At 71.8% G+C, this 16,774-nt stretch carries 17 protein-coding genes; 7 read left to right on the forward strand and 10 right to left on the reverse strand.

Going from position 1 to position 16,774, the window contains the following annotated elements; translation table 11 throughout:
* The first annotated feature begins 101 nt into the window (after positions 1-101).
* Positions 102-389 carry a hypothetical protein gene (locus J8N05_RS15405; protein WP_210883295.1) on the forward strand — a complete coding sequence of 96 codons (288 nt, stop codon included), beginning with the start codon at positions 102-104 and terminating at the stop codon, positions 387-389.
* A gap of 82 nt (positions 390-471) precedes the next feature.
* Here J8N05_RS15405 and glnA read toward each other — a convergent pair whose 3' ends face one another.
* Complete coding sequence (glnA, locus tag J8N05_RS15410; protein ID WP_107018291.1) at positions 472-1,881, reverse strand: type I glutamate--ammonia ligase; 1,410 nt, start codon at positions 1,879-1,881, stop codon at positions 472-474.
* A gap of 199 nt (positions 1,882-2,080) precedes the next feature.
* Here glnA and J8N05_RS15415 point away from each other — a divergent pair, with 199 nt between their 5' ends.
* A complete protein-coding gene (locus J8N05_RS15415; RefSeq protein ID WP_210883296.1) occupies positions 2,081-2,548 on the forward strand; it encodes an RDD family protein in 468 nt (155 codons plus the stop codon).
* A 128-nt stretch (positions 2,549-2,676) separates the two neighbouring features.
* Here J8N05_RS15415 and J8N05_RS15420 read toward each other — a convergent pair whose 3' ends face one another.
* The 4 genes from J8N05_RS15420 to lipB all read right to left on the reverse strand — a co-directional run bounded on the left by J8N05_RS15420 (position 2,677) and on the right by lipB (position 6,046).
* On the reverse strand, positions 2,677-3,375 hold the full coding sequence (locus J8N05_RS15420) for a DUF4191 domain-containing protein (protein ID WP_189776609.1): 699 nt from the start codon (positions 3,373-3,375) through the stop codon (positions 2,677-2,679).
* 108 nt (positions 3,376-3,483) lie between these two features.
* Positions 3,484-3,684 carry an SCO2195 family GlnR-regulated protein gene (locus tag J8N05_RS15425; RefSeq protein WP_107018288.1) on the reverse strand — a complete coding sequence of 67 codons (201 nt, stop codon included), beginning with the start codon at positions 3,682-3,684 and terminating at the stop codon, positions 3,484-3,486.
* A 289-nt stretch (positions 3,685-3,973) separates the two neighbouring features.
* Positions 3,974-4,939, reverse strand: a complete 966-nt coding sequence (gene lipA, locus J8N05_RS15430; RefSeq protein WP_210883297.1) for a lipoyl synthase — start codon at positions 4,937-4,939, stop codon at positions 3,974-3,976.
* A 309-nt stretch (positions 4,940-5,248) separates the two neighbouring features.
* Positions 5,249-6,046: a lipoyl(octanoyl) transferase LipB gene (lipB, locus tag J8N05_RS15435; protein ID WP_210883299.1), complete on the reverse strand. Its 798-nt coding sequence runs from the start codon at positions 6,044-6,046 to the stop codon at positions 5,249-5,251.
* A 282-nt stretch (positions 6,047-6,328) separates the two neighbouring features.
* Here lipB and J8N05_RS15440 point away from each other — a divergent pair, with 282 nt between their 5' ends.
* Positions 6,329-7,810, forward strand: coding sequence for a tetratricopeptide repeat protein (locus tag J8N05_RS15440; RefSeq protein WP_210883301.1), 1,482 nt, complete (start codon positions 6,329-6,331; stop codon positions 7,808-7,810).
* 572 nt (positions 7,811-8,382) lie between these two features.
* On the opposite strand, the gene J8N05_RS15445 is transcribed toward J8N05_RS15440, so the two are convergent.
* Complete coding sequence (locus tag J8N05_RS15445) at positions 8,383-9,753, reverse strand: NAD(P)/FAD-dependent oxidoreductase (RefSeq protein ID WP_210883303.1); 1,371 nt, start codon at positions 9,751-9,753, stop codon at positions 8,383-8,385.
* Between the two features lie 194 nt (positions 9,754-9,947).
* The gene (locus tag J8N05_RS15450) at positions 9,948-10,847 is read right to left on the reverse strand and encodes a TIGR01777 family oxidoreductase (RefSeq protein ID WP_210883305.1); all 900 of its coding nucleotides are present in this window, start codon (positions 10,845-10,847) and stop codon (positions 9,948-9,950) included.
* A 93-nt stretch (positions 10,848-10,940) separates the two neighbouring features.
* On the opposite strand from J8N05_RS15450, the gene J8N05_RS15455 reads away from it, so the two are divergent.
* Entirely contained in the window at positions 10,941-11,429 is a 489-nt protein-coding gene (locus J8N05_RS15455) for a GNAT family N-acetyltransferase (RefSeq protein WP_210883307.1), read from the forward strand.
* Positions 11,430-11,493: 64 nt separating this feature from the next.
* Here J8N05_RS15455 and J8N05_RS15460 read toward each other — a convergent pair whose 3' ends face one another.
* The gene (locus J8N05_RS15460; RefSeq protein WP_210883309.1) at positions 11,494-12,678 is read right to left on the reverse strand and encodes a MarP family serine protease; all 1,185 of its coding nucleotides are present in this window, start codon (positions 12,676-12,678) and stop codon (positions 11,494-11,496) included.
* A 188-nt stretch (positions 12,679-12,866) separates the two neighbouring features.
* Between J8N05_RS15460 and J8N05_RS15465 the strand changes: the two genes are divergently transcribed.
* Positions 12,867-13,694, forward strand: a complete 828-nt coding sequence (locus tag J8N05_RS15465; RefSeq protein WP_210883311.1) for a peptidoglycan recognition protein family protein — start codon at positions 12,867-12,869, stop codon at positions 13,692-13,694.
* Between the two features lie 184 nt (positions 13,695-13,878).
* Positions 13,879-14,118: a hypothetical protein gene (locus J8N05_RS15470; RefSeq protein WP_210883313.1), complete on the forward strand. Its 240-nt coding sequence runs from the start codon at positions 13,879-13,881 to the stop codon at positions 14,116-14,118.
* Here the strand turns inward: J8N05_RS15470 and J8N05_RS15475 are convergent.
* Entirely contained in the window at positions 14,068-14,586 is a 519-nt protein-coding gene (locus J8N05_RS15475; RefSeq protein ID WP_210890202.1) for a DUF4240 domain-containing protein, read from the reverse strand. The two genes, J8N05_RS15470 and J8N05_RS15475, sit on opposite strands and share 51 nt — an antisense overlap.
* A gap of 122 nt (positions 14,587-14,708) precedes the next feature.
* Here J8N05_RS15475 and J8N05_RS15480 point away from each other — a divergent pair, with 122 nt between their 5' ends.
* Positions 14,709-15,686 (forward strand): SDR family oxidoreductase, encoded by a 978-nt coding sequence (locus J8N05_RS15480; protein WP_210883315.1) that lies wholly within the window; start codon positions 14,709-14,711, stop codon positions 15,684-15,686.
* Here J8N05_RS15480 and J8N05_RS15485 read toward each other — a convergent pair.
* Entirely contained in the window at positions 15,683-16,705 is a 1,023-nt protein-coding gene (locus tag J8N05_RS15485; protein ID WP_210883316.1) for a helix-turn-helix transcriptional regulator, read from the reverse strand. The genes J8N05_RS15480 and J8N05_RS15485 overlap by 4 nt on opposite strands.
* Positions 16,706-16,774 lie beyond the last annotated feature (69 nt).

Consider the following 16,774-nt stretch of genomic DNA (forward strand, 5'->3'; position numbering starts at 1 on the left):
ATCCTGAGGGCTACTCTCGACGTCATCGACGGCCCGGCACACAGTCCGGCACGGCGTCGGTCAGCTCAAGGTCCCACCACCCACGTACAAGGAGACCCGCCATGGGTACCTTGATCATTTTGGCGATCCTCGTCCTGGTAGTCCTGGGATTCAACAGTCCCGTCTGGTGGCTCACCGCGGCCGCCCTGATCTATCTCTACGTCCGCTACTTCCGGGCGGGCCAGGGAGCCTCCGGCTCGTCGGGCGGTGGAGGCGGCGGTGGAGGCGGCGGTTCGAGCTCCACGACCCGGATGGACAGCGACTACCACGCGTACCGCCAGCGCCGCGACCGGATGGCCAAGTGGGAACGCCGCTACCGCCGCGAACGCCCCTGGAACGTCAAGAAATGACAGAACCCCGCCACTGCCCGAGGGGCGATGGCGGGGCTCCGGTCACACCGTACGACCGGTCACCGGGCGGACACCGGATCGATCACACGTCGTAGTACAGCTCGAACTCGTGCGGGTGCGGACGCAGCTGCAGCGGGGCGATCTCGTTCGTGCGCTTGTAGTCGATCCACGTCTCGATGAGGTCGGACGTGAAGACGTCGCCCGCGAGCAGGAACTCGTGGTCGGCCTCAAGGCGGTCGAGGACGGCCGGGAGCGAGGTCGGGACCTGCGCGACGCCCGCGTGCTCCTCGGGCGCCAGCTCGTAGAGGTCCTTGTCGATCGGCTCGGCCGGCTCGATCTTGTTCTTGATGCCGTCGAGGCCCGCGAGGAGCAGCGCCGAGAAGGCGAGGTACGGGTTGCCGGAGGAGTCGGGCGCGCGGAACTCGACGCGCTTGGCCTTCGGGTTCGAGCCGGTGATCGGGATACGCATGGCCGCGGAGCGGTTGCGCTGCGAGTACACCAGGTTGACCGGGGCCTCGAAGCCGGGGACCAGGCGGTGGTACGAGTTCACCGTCGGGTTGGTGAAGGCCAGCAGCGACGGGGCGTGCTTGAGGATGCCGCCGATGTAGAAGCGGGCGGTGTCCGACAGGCCCGCGTAACCGGCCTCGTCGTAGAACAGCGGGTCGCCGTTGGCCCACAGCGACGAGTGGATGTGCATGCCCGAGCCGTTGTCACCGAAGATCGGCTTCGGCATGAAGGTCGCGGTCTTGCCGTTGCGCCACGACACGTTCTTCACGATGTACTTGAAGAGCTGGAGGTCGTCGGCCGCGGCGAGCAGCGTGTTGAACTTGTAGTTGATCTCGGCCTGGCCGGCCGTGCCCACCTCGTGGTGCTGGCGCTCGACCTGGAGGCCGGACTTGGCCAGCTCCAGGGAGATCTCCGCACGCAGGTCGGCGAAGTGGTCGACCGGCGGGGTCGGGAAGTAGCCGCCCTTGTAGCGGACCTTGTAACCGCGGTTGTCCTCGATGGCACCGGTGTTCCAGGCGCCGGCCTCGGAGTCGATGTGGTAGAACGCCTCGTTCGCCTTGGTGTCGAAGCGGACGCTGTCGAACACGTAGAACTCGGCCTCGGGGCCGAAGAACGCGGTGTCGGCGATACCGGTCGACGCGAGGTACGCCTCGGCCTTCTTCGCCACGTTGCGCGGGTCACGGGAGTACTGCTCGCCCGTGATCGGGTCGTGGATGAAGAAGTTGATGTTGACCGTCTTGTCGCGGCGGAAGGAGTCGACGCGCGCGGTGGACAGGTCGGCGCGGAGCGCCATGTCGGACTCGTGGATGGCCTGGAAGCCGCGGATGGAGGAGCCGTCGAAGGCCAGTTCCTCGGTCGGGTCGAAGGCCTCTGCCGGAATCGTGAAGTGCTGCATCACACCCGGCAGGTCGCAGAAGCGGACGTCGACGAACTTGACGTCCTCGTCCTTGATGAACTTCTTGGCCTCGTCGGCGTTCTGGAACATCCAGCTCCTCCTACTCCCGCTCACTTCGGACCGGGGTGGTAGTTCGTTCGTGCGGCCAGTGCGGTGGCACACGCTGAGCCCGACCTTAAGGACGGGTGATTTCTCCAGCGTGACCCATTTGTTTCGCCCAAGTTAACCGGACGAGGTCCGGTGTACCCCACCCGTCCGCATGGCAAAACGGTCGCAGTACCGTGGACGGGTGGACAACAGGCAAGCAATCGGATCGTGGCTGTCCGGACCCCGCGCGGCCGCGGAGGACGCCGGTGCCGACTTCGGATACCGCGGAGAGCAGCTGGGCCTGCCCGAGTCGGGCCCCGGCTCCATCGCGAGCCCCGGCAGGCGTCTGGGCGCCCTCGCCGTCGACTGGGGCCTGTGCACCTTGATCGCATACGGCCTGATCACCGACGGCTACGGCCAGGCGACCGGCAACTGGGCACTGCTCGTCTTCTTCGTCGTGAGCGTGCTGACCGTGGGCACCCTCGGCTTCACACCCGGCAAGCGGCTGTTCGGCCTACGGGTCCTCGACCTGCGGACCGGCACGGTCAACCCGCTGCGCGCCCTGCTGCGCACGGCCTTGCTGTGCCTCGCGCTCCCGGCCCTGATCTGGGACCGCGACGGACGCGGGCTGCACGACCGCCTGGCCCGCACGGTCGAGGTCAGGATCTGACCCGGCCGCTCCCTTCGCGCGACGGGCCCGGCTTCCGTGCGGAAGCCGGGCCCGGGCATGAGGAAGGGGCGCCCCGGAACCGTCGGTGATTCCGGAACGCCCCTTCCCAGTGCAGCTCAGGTGCGGCGCTAGCGCATCTTCCCGCCGCGCGGCATCCGCATTCCCTTGGGCATCGGGCCCTTGGGGAGCGGCATGTTGCTCATCAGGTCGCCGAGGGCGCGCAGCCGGTCGTTGGTCGCGGTCACCTGCGGGCCGGTCAGGACGCGCGGCAGCTTCACCATCGTCGTACGGAGCTTCTTCAGCTCGACCTGGCCCTCGCCCGTGCCGACGAGGATGTCGTGCACCGGCACGTCCGCGACGATGCGGGCCATCTTCTTCTTCTCGGCGGCCAGCAGGCTCTTCACCCGGTTCGGGTTGCCCTCGGCCACCAGCACGATGCCGGCCTTGCCCACGGCCCGGTGGACCACGTCCTGGCTGCGGTTCATCGCCACGGCCGGGGTGGTCGTCCAGCCGCGCCCGACGTTGTCGAGCACCGCGGCCGCCGCGCCCGGCTGGCCCTCCATCTGGCCGAAGGCCGCCCGCTCGGCCCGGCGCCCGAACACGATCGCCGACGCGAGGAAGGCGAGCAGGAGGCCGAGAATGCCGAGATAGATCGGGTGACCGATCCAGAAGCCGATCGCGAGGAAGACACCAAGGGTGACGATTCCGACAGCCGCGAGTACAAGGCCGATCTTTTTGTCGGCCTTGCGGGTCATCTTGTAAGTCAGAGCGATCTGCTTGAGTCGCCCGGGGTTCGCAGCGTCCGCTGCGGGTTCCTTCCTCGCCATGCCGTGAAGTCTACGTGTCGGGGGAAGCGACGACGACGGCGGTGCCCGGTCGGCCTTCGGTACGGCCCTCGCTCGGAGGCGGGGGACGGCTCGCGGACGGGTGGCGACTCAGAGGTGGGTGACGAAGGACTGCTCCACGACACGCTGTGCCTCGACGCGGTCCTTGGCGCGGCGGCGGTCCTCCAGGACGGACGTCCAGGCGTTGCGGCGGGCGGTGCGCTGGCCACTGCTCAGGAGCAGGGACTCGACGGCACGGAGTGCATCGGTGAACGACGGAATCGCTGTGGCGCGGACGGGCGCGGCCTGCATGATGGGGGTCCCCCCTCGGGACGGCGGCTCTGGCTAAGGCTCTACGGGGTGTAAAACCAGGGTCACTGAATGGTGTTACCAGGGCGTGACCGACCGGTCAAACGCCGGTGAAGCCTTGATATGCAGGCCTCAAACCCTGACGCGGCCCTGATGGGGCCCCCATCTGCGGGGACGCTCAGGACCGCGTCGTACAGGCCATTACTGGCGAGTAGCCACTTGTGCGCAGATTCACACGTGCGGCTGGCACTGCGTGCCATTCGGCGGGGTGGCCGATGGCGGCCGATACGGCTCAGACGGCCTGCGAGGCGACGTACGAACCGCGCTTCTCGATGGCCATCTGGTAGAGGCGGCCGGCCCGGTACGAGGAGCGGACCAGCGGGCCCGACATGACTCCGGAGAAGCCGATCTGGTCGGCCTCCTCCTTCAGCTCCACGAACTCGTGCGGCTTCACCCAGCGCTCGACGGGGTGGTGGCGCACGGAGGGCCGCAGGTACTGCGTGATGGTGACCAGCTCGCAGCCCGCCTCGTGGAGCTGGCGCAGCGCCTCGCTGACCTCTTCGCGGGTCTCGCCCATGCCGAGGATCAGGTTCGACTTCGTGACCAGACCGTAGTCGCGGGCCTCGGTGATGACCTTCAGCGAGCGCTCGTACCGGAAGCCCGGGCGGATGCGCTTGAAGATGCGGGGGACCGTCTCCACGTTGTGCGCGAAGACCTCCGGGCGGGAGGAGAAGACCTCGGCGAGCTGGGCCGGCTCGGCGTTGAAGTCCGGGGCCAGCAGCTCGACCTTGGTCCGGCCCTCGGCGCGGTCCGCGGTCTGCTGGTGGATCTGGCGGACCGTCTCCGCGTACAGCCAGGCGCCGCCGTCCTCCAGGTCGTCACGGGCCACGCCGGTGATGGTGGCGTAGTTGAGGTCCATCGTGACCACGGACTCGCCCACGCGGCGGGGCTCGTCGCGGTCCAGTGCCTCGGGCTTGCCCGTGTCGATCTGGCAGAAGTCGCAACGCCTCGTGCACTGGTCGCCGCCGATGAGGAACGTGGCCTCGCGGTCCTCCCAGCACTCGTAGATGTTGGGGCAGCCCGCCTCCTGGCAGACCGTGTGCAGGCCCTCGCTCTTCACGAGGTTCTGCATCTTCGTGTATTCGGGACCCATTTTCGCCCGGGTCTTGATCCACTCGGGCTTGCGCTCGATGGGGGTCTGGGCGTTCCGGACCTCCAGGCGCAGCATCTTGCGTCCGTCGGGTGCGACTGCGGACACATCGGCTCCCTGTAGCTTCGATTCTTCGGCGTACACCAGGGTACGCCCGTTCGGTGCGTGGCCTCCGAGGAGGGGAACCTTCGGGAACGGGGGTGCATTCCCGAAGCTCGGGGGCGCCGGCTGAAGCCTTCGGCTGCGGGCCGGTGGGGGCGGGCCCAAAAGATTGCGCAGTTCCCCGCGCCCCTTGGTATCTCGACCCGTCCGCTGCCTTTCAGCCCGTCCGGCGTTTGAGGACACGGGGGGCAAGGGGGCGCAGCCCCCATGCGTGGACGGGAACGGGTAGGGGCGGCGGGGGCGAGGGAAAGCCCCCTACACCCCCGCCCCCTCGACCGCCCGCGGCAGCAGCTCCGCGTTGCCCAGGACGTCCGCCAGGTGCCGCTCGGCCACGGGCAGCACGTCCGAGATGGCCAGGTCACGACCCAGCTCGTGCGCCAGCGACGTAACCCCCGCATCCCGGATCCCACAAGGAATGATCTTGTCGAAGCTGGACACGTCGGGGTTCACGTTCAGCGCGAAGCCGTGCATGGTGACCCCCTTGGCCACCCGGATCCCCATCGCGCAGATCTTCCGGTCCTCCCGCCGCTGCCCGGCATTGGAGGGCGCGTACTCGGGCCCGTTCAGCCGCGGATCGAACTCCTCGTCCGCCAGCCGGGGATCGAAGTCGAGCGAGAGCCCGCCGAGCGCCGGCCGCCGCTCCACCGGGTCGCCGAGGACCCAGACACCGGCCCGCCCCTCCACCCGGCTGGTCTCGACGCCGAACTCCGCGCAGACCCGGATCATCGCGTCCTCAAGCCGCCGGAGGTGGGCGACGACGTCCACCGGACGCGGCAGCTTCTGGATCGGGTAGCCGACCAGCTGCCCCGGACCGTGCCAGGTGATCTTCCCGCCCCGGTCCACGTCGACGACGGGCGTGCCGTCGAGGGGCCGCTCGTTGTCCGCCGTGCGCCGGCCGGCGGTGTAGACCGGCGGATGCTCAAGGAGCAGACATGTGTCGGGGATCTCGTCCTGGAAACGGGCCGTGTGGACACGGCGCTGTTCGTCCCAGGCTTCCTGGTACTCGACGGCGTCCGCACCGAAACCCATGCGGACGAACCGCAGCTCACTCACGGCAAGCGCCTCCCTTGCAAGAGTTCATGGGGCCGGTGGACGGTCCCGTAAGGCTCGTAACGCCCCACGCCACTGTACGTCCGGTCGGCGCGCGTCAGCCCTGAGGGCAATCCTCACACGATCGGATGAATGAACGTCGAAATGTGCGATCGGTTGCTTACAGACCGCTACATTCGCGCCGTTCACGAGGCAAATAAGGGCTGCTCAAGGCATGGCGGCCGACCTCGCCCCGGGCCTGCCCGCGCAGGCCCCCAGCCCGGAAGGCAGGAGTTCGCACCGCAGATGACGGAACGACCCGCGCAGCGCACCCCCAACCGTCAGCTCGCCGCACTTATCGCAGAAGCGGGGTTCTCCAACGCGGGGCTCGCCCGTCGAGTGGACCAGCTCGGCCTCGAACACGGTCTCGATCTGAGATACGACAAGACATCAGTGACCCGCTGGCTGCGAGGGCAGCAGCCACGGGGCACCACACCGGCCCTCATCGCCGAGGTGTTCACCCGCCGCCTCGGCCGCCGGCTCAGCGCACAGGACCTCGGACTCGACGCCTGCGCACCCGTCTACGCGGGTCTTGAGTTCGCCGCCACACCGGAGGAGGCCGTCGACATCGTCGGCGGGCTCTGGCGCAAGGACTCGGGAAGCCATGCCGAGCTGCGCAAGATCGCGTTCACTCCGGCGGGGCTCGTCGTGCCCAGCCGGGACTGGCTGATCGGCCGGGCCGACGACCGGGTGAGCCGCGGCGACCCCGGTGCCGCGCGCATCCCCGTACAGGGCGGCCGACCGGTCTCCGCCAAGCCCCTGGCCGTGCCGGAACAGGTCAGGCCGCCGTTCCGGCAGCGCGCGGGGACCGAGCGCGGACCCGGGCAGCGGGTGACCGCGGGGGACATCGCGGCCCTGCGCTCGGTCGGCGAACTCTTCCGCTCGCTCGACAACGCGTACGGCGGAGGGCACGCCCGGCAGGCCCTCGTGCGGTACCTGGAACACGAACTGGAGCCGATGCTCCGCGGCACGTACGGCGAGCAGACGGGGCGTCGGCTCTTCGCCGCGGCCGCCGATCTGACCCGGCTGGCGGGCTGGACCTCGTACGACATCGCCGCGCACGGGCTCGCGCAGCGGTACTTCGTGCAGGCGCTGCGGCTGTCGCAGGCGGCGGCGGACCGGGCGTACGGGTCCTACGTGCTCGTCACGATGAGCCGGCAGGCCGTCTACCTCGGGCACGGGCGCGAGGCGGTGCAACTGGCACGGGTCGCGCAGCAGGGCGTGGGGTCCTCCGCGCCGCCCGTCGTCCAGGCGCTGCTGTACGCCGTCGAGGCGCGCGGGCACGGGGTGCTCGGTGAGGTGCGGGCGGCCACGGCGTCGCTCGTCCGGGCCGAGCGGGCGCTGGAGATCGCCCGGCCGGGGGACGAAGTCCCTTACTGGGCGCGGTTCTTCGATGACGCGCAGCTCGCGGACGAGTTCGGGCACTGCCACCGGGATCTGCAGCAGTACCGGGCCGCGGCCCAGCATGCCGAGCGGTCGCTGCAATTGCGTTCGCCCGGGTATGCGCGCAGTCGGCTCTTCTGCCGGGTGGTGCTGGCTTCGGCGCGGCTCGGTCTGGGGGAGCTCGACCAGGCGTGCCAGCTGGGCGCGGAGGCTGCTGCGCAGGCGTCCGAGATGCGGTCGGTTCGGGCGCTGGAGTATGTACGGGACTTCGAGCGCCGGTTGGAACCGTATCGGGACGCGGCACCGGTGAGGGGCTACCGGGACAAGGTCGCTGCGCTCGGCTGAGCGCGGTTGATCGGTCGCGGTTCGGCCGCGGACCGGTGGGGGCGGGGGCGGGGCGCGGCGGGTCGTGACTCGGCCGCGGACCGGTGGGGGCCGTTCGCGCCGTTCCCCGCGCCCCTTTAGGGCGCCGGTGGGGCGGGTCGTGACTCGGCTGCGGACCGGTGGGGGCCGTTCGCGCCGTTCCCCGCGCCCCTTTGGGGTGCCGGTGGGGCGGGTCGCGTCTCGGGTGCGGGCCGGTGGGGGCCGTTCGCGCAGTTCCCCGCGCCCCTTTGGGGTGCTGGTGGGGTGGGTCGCGGTTCGGCCGCGGGCCGGCTGTGGCTGGCCGCGCCGTTCCCCGCGCCCCTGAAGGGGCCCGGGGGCGGGGAGTGGAGGTCCCGCCCCGCGTCGGGACCTCCACTCCGGCTTGGCGGGGGGGGGTGTTTGTCTTTAGGGGCGCGAGGAACTGCGCGACAAGCCCCCACCGGCCCGCGGCCGACATTCGACCGCCGCCGGAGGGCTGTTTTTCGGGGGCGCGGGGAACTGCGCGAACGGCCCCCACCGGCCCGCGGTCGAAATGCCACCCCCCCCGGGAGGGGCTACGCGGCCGTGGGTGTTCGTAATGGGGCCGCAGCCGCTGCCGTGGAAGCGACGCCCAAGTCCTTCAACAGGGCCCGCGCCACCCGCCGCCCCGAGTGCAGAGCACCCTGCACCGTGCTCGTGTCCCGGTGGTCCCCGCACACGTACAGGCCCGCCAGCAGCCGCACCGGCCGCCGCAGGTCGTGCGGCGGCAGCATCGCCGGCACGGCGTCGGGCGTGTGATGGACCGCCAGCAGTTCCCACCGGTGCGTGGCGGTGCCGTAGAGGGCCGCCAGCTGCGCCCGTACCACCCGGTCCGTGTCCGCGGGCGGCGCGCCCAGCACCGTCGACGAGATCAGCGCACGCCCCACCGGCGCCCGCGACGGGTCGACCTGGCTGACGACCGCCGTATGGGCCACAGGCCCCCGCCGGTCCGCGTCCAGGAGCAGCGCCGCGTCCGCCATGGGCGGCTCGTCCGCCGTGTGGTGCACCACCGTCACGGGATGGCACGGCGGCACCCGCAGACCGGGCAGCAGCTCCGCCGCGGCGCGGGCGCCGGTCGCCACCAGGACGGCCCGGCAACGGAGTTCACCGTGCTCGGCCGTCGCCACGGACGTCGTTGAGACGGCGGTGGCCCGCACTCCGGTCCGGACCGTCCCCGGGGGCAGGGTCGCGGCGAGCAGCTCCGGCAGGGTGTCCGCCCCGCCCTCGGGCACGCACAGCCGCCCGGAGGCGAAGGCCCGGAGCGCGAGGTCGGCGCACCGGCTGGACGTCGTCAGGTCCGGATCGCAGAGCAGCGCCGCCAGGAGGGGGCGCAGAAAACCCTCGACCGTACGCGCGGGCATGCCGCGCGCCGCGAGCGCCCGCCCGGCGGGCCGCTCGGGCCGGACCAGCAGCCGTTCCACGGGGACCGTCGCGATCCGGCCGAGGGCCGCGGCGAGCCGGGCCTGGTCGAGCGCGCCCCCGAGCGGGGGATACGCCCGTGACACGGGGGCGGCGGCCGCCGGCAGCTGCCGGAGCCTGCGAGGGGGGCTCACAAAGGCGCGCGCCGCGTCGAGTGCGCCCCTTGCGCCCCCGGCGCTCGCGGGCTCGCCCGCCCGGTGCACACGCCCCTCGGCGTGGACGAGGACGCCGGCGGCGAACGGGCGCAGGACGAGGGCGTCCAGGCCCGGCGTCAGGCGCAGTTCGGGGTACGACGTGGAGAGGAGCCGTCCGACACGGTCGAGACGGAAACCGTCGATCTTCTCGGTCGCCATCCGGCCGCCCACATGAGGGGCGGCCTCCAGGACGACGGTCGACACACCTGCGCTGTTCAGCCGTTGGGCGGCCGAGAGTCCCGCGACCCCGGCCCCCACGATGACGACGTCCGCCTGGCAAGCGGGCTCAAGCACGTGCCCCTCCTAGAGGTCGCGCGGCTGCTTGGAGGCGTCCCGCCCCCAACGGGTATCCGGAATACCCGACTTCGGGACGAGAGTAGGGCCGCGACCGGCCGGGGGAACTCGCGCATCAGCAGGGCACGGTCGCACGCCGGTCGCATGTGACCGGCGTGCGCGCGCCGGGAGGCGTGCCCGGTGCCTGCGCCGTACTACGCCTGAGCCGCCCGGATGGCCTCCTCGATGCCGGGGAACGCGAAGGTGAAGCCCGACTCCAGCAGCCGGGTGGGCAGGACGCGTTGGCTGCCCAGCACCTCCGAGGCCATCTCGCCGAGCGCTGCCTTCAGGACGGGCGCGGGCACCGAGAACAGCGTGGGTCGGTGCAGGACGCGCCCCATGGCGGCGGTGATCTCGCCGTTGGTGAGCGGCTCGGGCGCCGTCAGGTTGAAGGGCCCGGACAGCGCGTCGGAATCGATCAGGAACCGCAGCGCGGCCACGTGGTCGTGCAGCGCGATATAGCTCCAGTACTGCCGCCCGTCGCCCATCTTCCCGCCGAGCCCCGCCTTGAACAGCGGGAACAGCCGCCCCCAGGCGCCGCCCTTGGGGGCCACCACCAGTCCGGTGCGGGCGAAGACGGTCCGTACGCCCGCCTCCTGCGCGGGCGCCGCCGCCTCCTCCCACTCCACGCACAGCGAGGGCAGGAACCCGTCCCCGGGAGGCGCGCTCTCGTCCACGGCCCGCGTGCCGGTGTCTCCGTAGAAGCCCATGGCGCTGCCGTTCAGGAAGACTCTCGGCGGCCGGTCGAGGGAGGCGGCGGCCTCCGCGAGCGTGGCGGTGCCGAGGAGCCGGCTGTCGCGGATCGTCCGCTTGTACGCGTCGGACCAGCGGCGGTCGGCGATCCCGGCGCCCGCGAGGTTCACCACGGCGTCGCAGCCGGTCAGGCCCACGGCGTCCACGTGACCGCGCTCGGGGTCCCACTCGACCTCGTCGTCCGTCCGGGGCCTGCGGCGTACCAGCCGCACCACCTCGTGCCCGTCGGCGGTCAGTGAGCGCACCAGGGCCGTACCGATGAGGCCGGACGCGCCGGCCACGGCGATTCGCGAAGCTTCCATGACCCCATCCTGCGCCAGTCCGCCCGCGAGCACCGCGCCGAGGGGGCCCGCGGCCGGGGTGGCGCCCCGTGCGTGCGTTCTACAGTGACGTCCATGCCCGAGCCGTACATACGCACCGCGGTGCCCGAGGACGAAGACGCGCTGGGCCGTCTCGACCGCGCGGTCTGGTCCTACCAGCACGCGGTCAGACCCCGGGAGCAGCCGCCGTACGAGCCGTTCTTCAACGACCGCTTCGGGCCCCGTGACCACCTGGTCGCCGAACTGGGCGGGCGGCTCGTCGGCTACGTACGGGTCGGATTCCCCACCCCGCTCGCGTCCAACGCGCACGTACGCCAGATCCAGGGCCTCGCCGTCGCCGACGAGGTCCGCGGCAACGGGGTGGGCCGGGCGCTGATCCGCGCCGCCGTCGCCGAGGCCCGCCGCCAGGGCGCACGCCGGATCACCCTGCGCGTCCTCGGCCACAACACGCCCGCGCGCAGGCTGTACGAGTCGGAGGGCTTCGTGGTCGAGGGCGTTCAGCCGGGAGAATTCCGTCTGGCCGGCGAGTACGTGGACGACGTACTCATGGGCCGCAGGCTCTGACCACCCCGCCGGCCGGGACGGCGGTCACGACGTCACGCGGTCACGCGGTCATGACGTCAAGCGGTCATGACGTCACGAGGTCTCCCGTGTCCACCGGCGACGTCGCCTTCGCCGCCCGTGCCGCGTCCTCCGCGACCTCGTCGGCCGTCAGTACGTACCCCGTCTCGGCGTCGCTCGTGGAGCGGGCGAAGACGACTCCGTAGACCTTGCCGTCGGTGGTCAGCAGGGGGCCGCCGGAGTTGCCGGGGCGGACCGTGGAGCGGATCGAGTAGATCTCGCGGTTCACCACGGCGGAGCCGTAGATGTTCTTGCCCTGAGCGTTGATCTTGTTCGCGACCGTCGCGGCCTGGAGGTCGAGCCCGCCGTCCTGCGGGTAGCCCGCGACCACGGCCGCGTCACCGCGCTTGGCGGTCGTGTCGAAGGACAGCACGGGTGCCTTGAGCCCCGGCACGTCGAGCACGGCCACGTCCTTCTGCGGGTCGAAGAGGACGACCTTCGCCTCGTACGCCCGGCCCGTGCCGCCCACCCGCACGGTCGGGTCGTCGATGCCCGCCACCACGTGCGCGTTGGTCATCACGTGCTCCGAGGCGAACACGAAGCCGCTGCCCTCCCGGCCCTGGGTGCCGACGGCGCCCTCGACCTTCACCGTGGAGCGCTGGGAGGCCCGCGTGGCAGCCGCGGTGACGCTGTCCCCGGAGGGCTTGGCCACCGACGCCGTCGGCTCGTTCTCGAAGGGATTGAAGACCTGCGGGAAACCGGCCTCCGTGAGCGCCGAGGTGGCCCGCGAGAACCAGGCCGGGGTCGTCTCCGGCATCGTGTCCTGCACCGCGCCGAGCAGCGCGGAGTCCCGGATCGAGGAGGTGACGACCGGCGAGGCCGACGCGCCGAGGACACTCGCGGCCACCCAGGCCACGAGGAGCACGGAGACCGTGTTCGCCGCGGCGCCGCCCACTCCGTCGACCACGCGCAGGGGACCCTGGTCCAGCTCGCGGCGCAGCTTCAGCCCCAGCCGCCCCGCCAGCTCGTGGCCCACCGCGGCGGGCAGCAGCACGGTGAGCACCGCCGTGACCGTCGCGGTCGTGGTCCCCGTCTCCACCAGGTCCATCACCCAGGGCAGCACCCATACGCCGATGACGGCACCGCCCACGAAGCCGGCCAGCGAGACACAGCCCGCGACCAGTCCGCGCCGGTAGCCGGACGCCGCGTAGCCGAGGATGACCAGCAACAGCAGGATGTCGAGCAGGTCCACGGAGCTCCCTTTCTCTTGGGCCCCTTAGTACGTGCCGGGCGAGCCCAGTGATCAGGTACGCGCGTGGGGGACCGGCCGGCCGGCACACGTGCGTGGACCTGTAGAAACGTCCCGGACCGGGGCGTTGGTTCCACCGGGTGGCACACCACACATCGCGGACCCTTCCGGTGTCCCGGAGAGTGGGTGGCATGTGTGCCCACCGGAGCCCGCTCACGGCCCGCATACCTCGCCTCCCCCGCCTCCCGCGCCTCGGGCCGGACCGGCTGCCCCGGCCCGCGCGCGCCGCGCTGGCCTGCGTACCCGGCCTCGCGGCCGTCGCCGCGCTGGTGCTCTGTGCCGTGGGCGTCGACCGGACGCAGGGTGACGCCGAGCGGGCGGTCGCGGCCCGCGCCTCCGTCGGGCACCGGGCCCCGAAGCCGCCCATCGTGCCGAGGGAACGCTGGCTGGGCGACGCCGCGTCCACCCAGCCGCCGGCCAGGTACGCCGACCGGGTGTCCGCCGTCTTCGTGCATCACACCGACTCGCCCAACGGCTACGACTGCGCCGACGCGCCCCGCATCATCCAGTACCTGTACACCGGGCAGGCCGGGGTCCGGCACTGGGACGACATCGGCTACAACTTCCTCGTCGACCGCTGCGGCACCGTGTACGAGGGGCGGGCGGGCGGCACCGGGCGGGCCGTCGTCGGCGCCCACACCCAGGGCTTCAACGTGGGCACGGCGGGCATCGCCGCGCTCGGTACGTTCACCGCGGGGGTGCCCGTGCCCAAGGCGATGACCGATGCCATCGCTGCCGTCGCCGCGTGGAAGCTGGGGCTCACGGGTATCGACCCGCGGGCGTCCGTGCGGCTCGTGTCGACCAACAGTCTGAGCAAGTACCGGGCGGGGACGCGGGGTACGTTCACGGCGGTCTCCGGACACACCGACGGGTACTGGACGGCGTGTCCGGGGGCGGCGCTGATGGCCCGGCTGCCCTCGATCCGGCAGGAGGCTGCGCGGTTGCAGGGGCGTCGCTGAGCGCTGGGCTGGGCTGGGCTCGAAAGGTTGTGCTTCGGCTGCGGCCCGGTGGGGGCTGGTCGCGCAGTTCCCCGCGCCCCTTCGGGGCGCCGGTGTTCCTCACAGGTTGGCCACAGCGGGGGCATGGATCACCCCGAGCTGCGCCTTCTAGCGTCAGGGCACGCACTGACCGGAGGTGGGGATCATGAACAGTCGTACGAGTACGAGCGGTCGCGAGCAGGAGCCCGGGCGTACGTCCCTGTGGGCGCGGGTCGCACGCAGCCCCTGGACCGTCGCCTGCGTGGTGGCCGCGGTCGTGGTCGGCCCCTCCGCCGCCACCGCGTCCGCGCTGGACCGGGCCAACGCGGCGCCCCCGCACAGCGCCCCGCGGACGTCAGCCGGCGAAGCGGTCCCACAGGCGCGGCAGGCGTTCCTCAAGGAGTGAGTGGTTCTCCAGGTCGAGCGGGGTGCCCAGCGGCTCGGGAGGGGCCGCGGGGATACCCAGGTCGGGGGCGACGGCGCCGGTGAGCTGCTCGTACGCCTCGTCCGCCGCGTACCCCAGCTCCTCGGCGTCCCCGTCGACCTCGTCGTCGAAGTCCCCGAGCAGCTCGGCCAGCTTGTCCGGGTCGTGCACGGCGCCCTCGTACGTCTCCCGGCCCTGGCCGATCAGCCAGCAGCGGAAGAAGTCGAAGGCGTCGTCGCTGGCCCCGTCGAGCAGGATCCAGGCCGCGCCCCACAGGTCCCAGGTGTACGCGCGGTTGTAGCGGGCCTCGAAGTGACGGGCGAAGTCGAGGACCATCTCGGGGTCCAGCCGGAGCAGCCGTTCGACGAGCAGGTCGGCCTGCTCCTCGGGGTCGCCCTCGGCGGCCTCGCGGGTCGCGTCCACCAGCTCCCAGAACTCCGTCTCGTCCATCACGGGACAAGCATCGGGCCTGTACCCGGCCCGCGCACCCGGGGACAGGCGGATCGTTATGCGCGCACATGCCGCCGGAAAATCCGACAGCAGGTGTCGCCATTCGGCGCGATGCTCGGCACATGGAGAGAGCAGAGCAGGCTTCACAGCAGAACGCGGGACCGCTCGACGGCAGGATCGCGCTGGTCGCGGGTGCCACGCGCGGCGCCGGCCGGGCCATGGCGGTCGAGCTGGGGCGCGCGGGGGCCACGGTGTACGTGACGGGACGCACGACCCGCGATCGGGTCAGCGAGGTCGGCCGGACCACCGAGACGATCGAGGGGACGGCCGAACTCGTCGACGAGGCCGCCCGCGCCGCGGGTGTCGCGGGCCGGGGGATCGCCGTCCCCACCGACCACCTGGAACCGGAGCAGGTACGCGCCCTGGTCGAGCGCATCGACCGGGAGCAGGGCCGCCTCGACATCCTCGTCAACGACATCTGGGGCGGGGACGTCCACCTCGACTTCACGACCGACAAACAGCCCGACATGTGGGACATGGATCTCGCCAAGGGGCTGCGGATCATGCGCCTGGGCATCGAGTCGCACCTCGTGACCAGCCACATCGCGGCGCCCCTGCTCGTCCGCAACCCCGGCGGACTGCTCGTCGAGGTCACGGACGGCACCGAGGAGTACAACCGGCGCTACCGCAAGCCCCTGTTCTACGACCTCGCCAAGACGGCTCCCATCCGGATGGCGTACGACCTGGGGGAGGAACTGAAGGAGTACGGCTGTACGGCGGTCTGCGTCACCCCGGGCTGGCTGCGCTCCGAGGCGATGCTCGACACGGCGTTCAAGGTCACCGAGGAGGACTGGCGGGACGCCTGCGAGCAGGCACCGCACTTCGCGATCTCCGAGTCGCCCACGTACATCGGGCGGGCTCTGGTCGCCCTGGCCGCCGACCCGGACGTGGCCCGGTGGAACGGGCAGTCGCTGTCCAGCGGTGGGCTCGCCCGGGAGTACGGCTTCACCGACGTCGACGGCTCGGCGCCCGACGCGTGGCGCTATCTGCTGGAGGTGGAGTCGCAGGGCAAGCCGGCGGACGTGACGGGCTACCGCTAGTCCTTGTCGGCCCGGGTCGCCGCGTCGATGTAATACGCGGCGATCCGGGCCGCGGCGTCGCAGAAACGTTTCCTTAGCTCGGCCGGCTCCAGTACCTCCGCCTCCGGACCGAGGGAGAGGAACTGCGTGTACGCGACGTCGTACGACTCGACCGGCAGCGTGAGCGTCACCCGGCCCTCGCCGTCGGGCGGGCCCGCCGCGTCCAGGGCCTCCTGGGCCGAGAGCGGGTCCACGGTGTGTTTGAGCCGCCGCGCGCCGGCCTCGGTGAGGCGCACCACGATCGTCGCCCGCAGGAGCGAGCGGGCGAACTGCTCGGCCTGGTCGGCCCAGAAGCCGGGCAGGTCGAAGGTCTCGTCGCGCTCGAAGCGGTCGCCCGCCGGTTCGGCGGAGGTGAACCGTTCGATGCGGTAGACCCGGAAGGGGCCGGGGCGCTGCTCCGGTGCTTGCTCCGGCCCGACGACCCTGGCGCACACGTACCAGACACCGGCCTTGAGGACGAGCCCGTACGGCTCCAGCTCGCGCTCCAGGTCCGTCTCCTCGCGGCGGTAGCGCGCGGTGATCCGGCGGTCGTCCCAGACCGCCTCCGCGATCGCGGGCAGCAGTTCGGGGGTCTTCGGCTCGGCGAACCACCCGGGGGCGTCCAGATGGAAGCGCTGGGCCGCGGTGCGGGAGGCGTCCTTGAGGGAGGGCAGCAGGGCGGCGGACACCTTCAGGAGGGCGGCGGAGGAGGCGTCCTCCAGGCCCATCTCGCGCAGGGCGCCGGGTACGCCGGACAGGAACAGGGCCTCGGCCTCGCTGCGGGCGAGGCCTGTCAGGCGGGTCCGGTAGCCGCCGACCAGGCGGTATCCGCCGGTGCGGCCGCGGTCGGCGTACACGGGTACGCCCGCTTCCGACAGCGCCTGCGCGTCCCGCGTGATCGTCCGCTCGGACACCTCCAGCTCGCGCGCCAGCTCGGCGGCGGTCATGGAGGGCCGGGACTGCAGAAGCAGCACCATCTTGATGAGCCGGGCAGCGCGCATGCCCCCCATGATGCCGGTGGCTCCGCCGGTTGAGCGGGCGGGGTCGCCTGCGGCGGGCCGGGGGGTGGG

The sequence above is a fragment of the Streptomyces liliiviolaceus genome, assembly GCF_018070025.1.
GTDB lineage: Bacteria > Actinomycetota > Actinomycetes > Streptomycetales > Streptomycetaceae > Streptomyces > Streptomyces liliiviolaceus.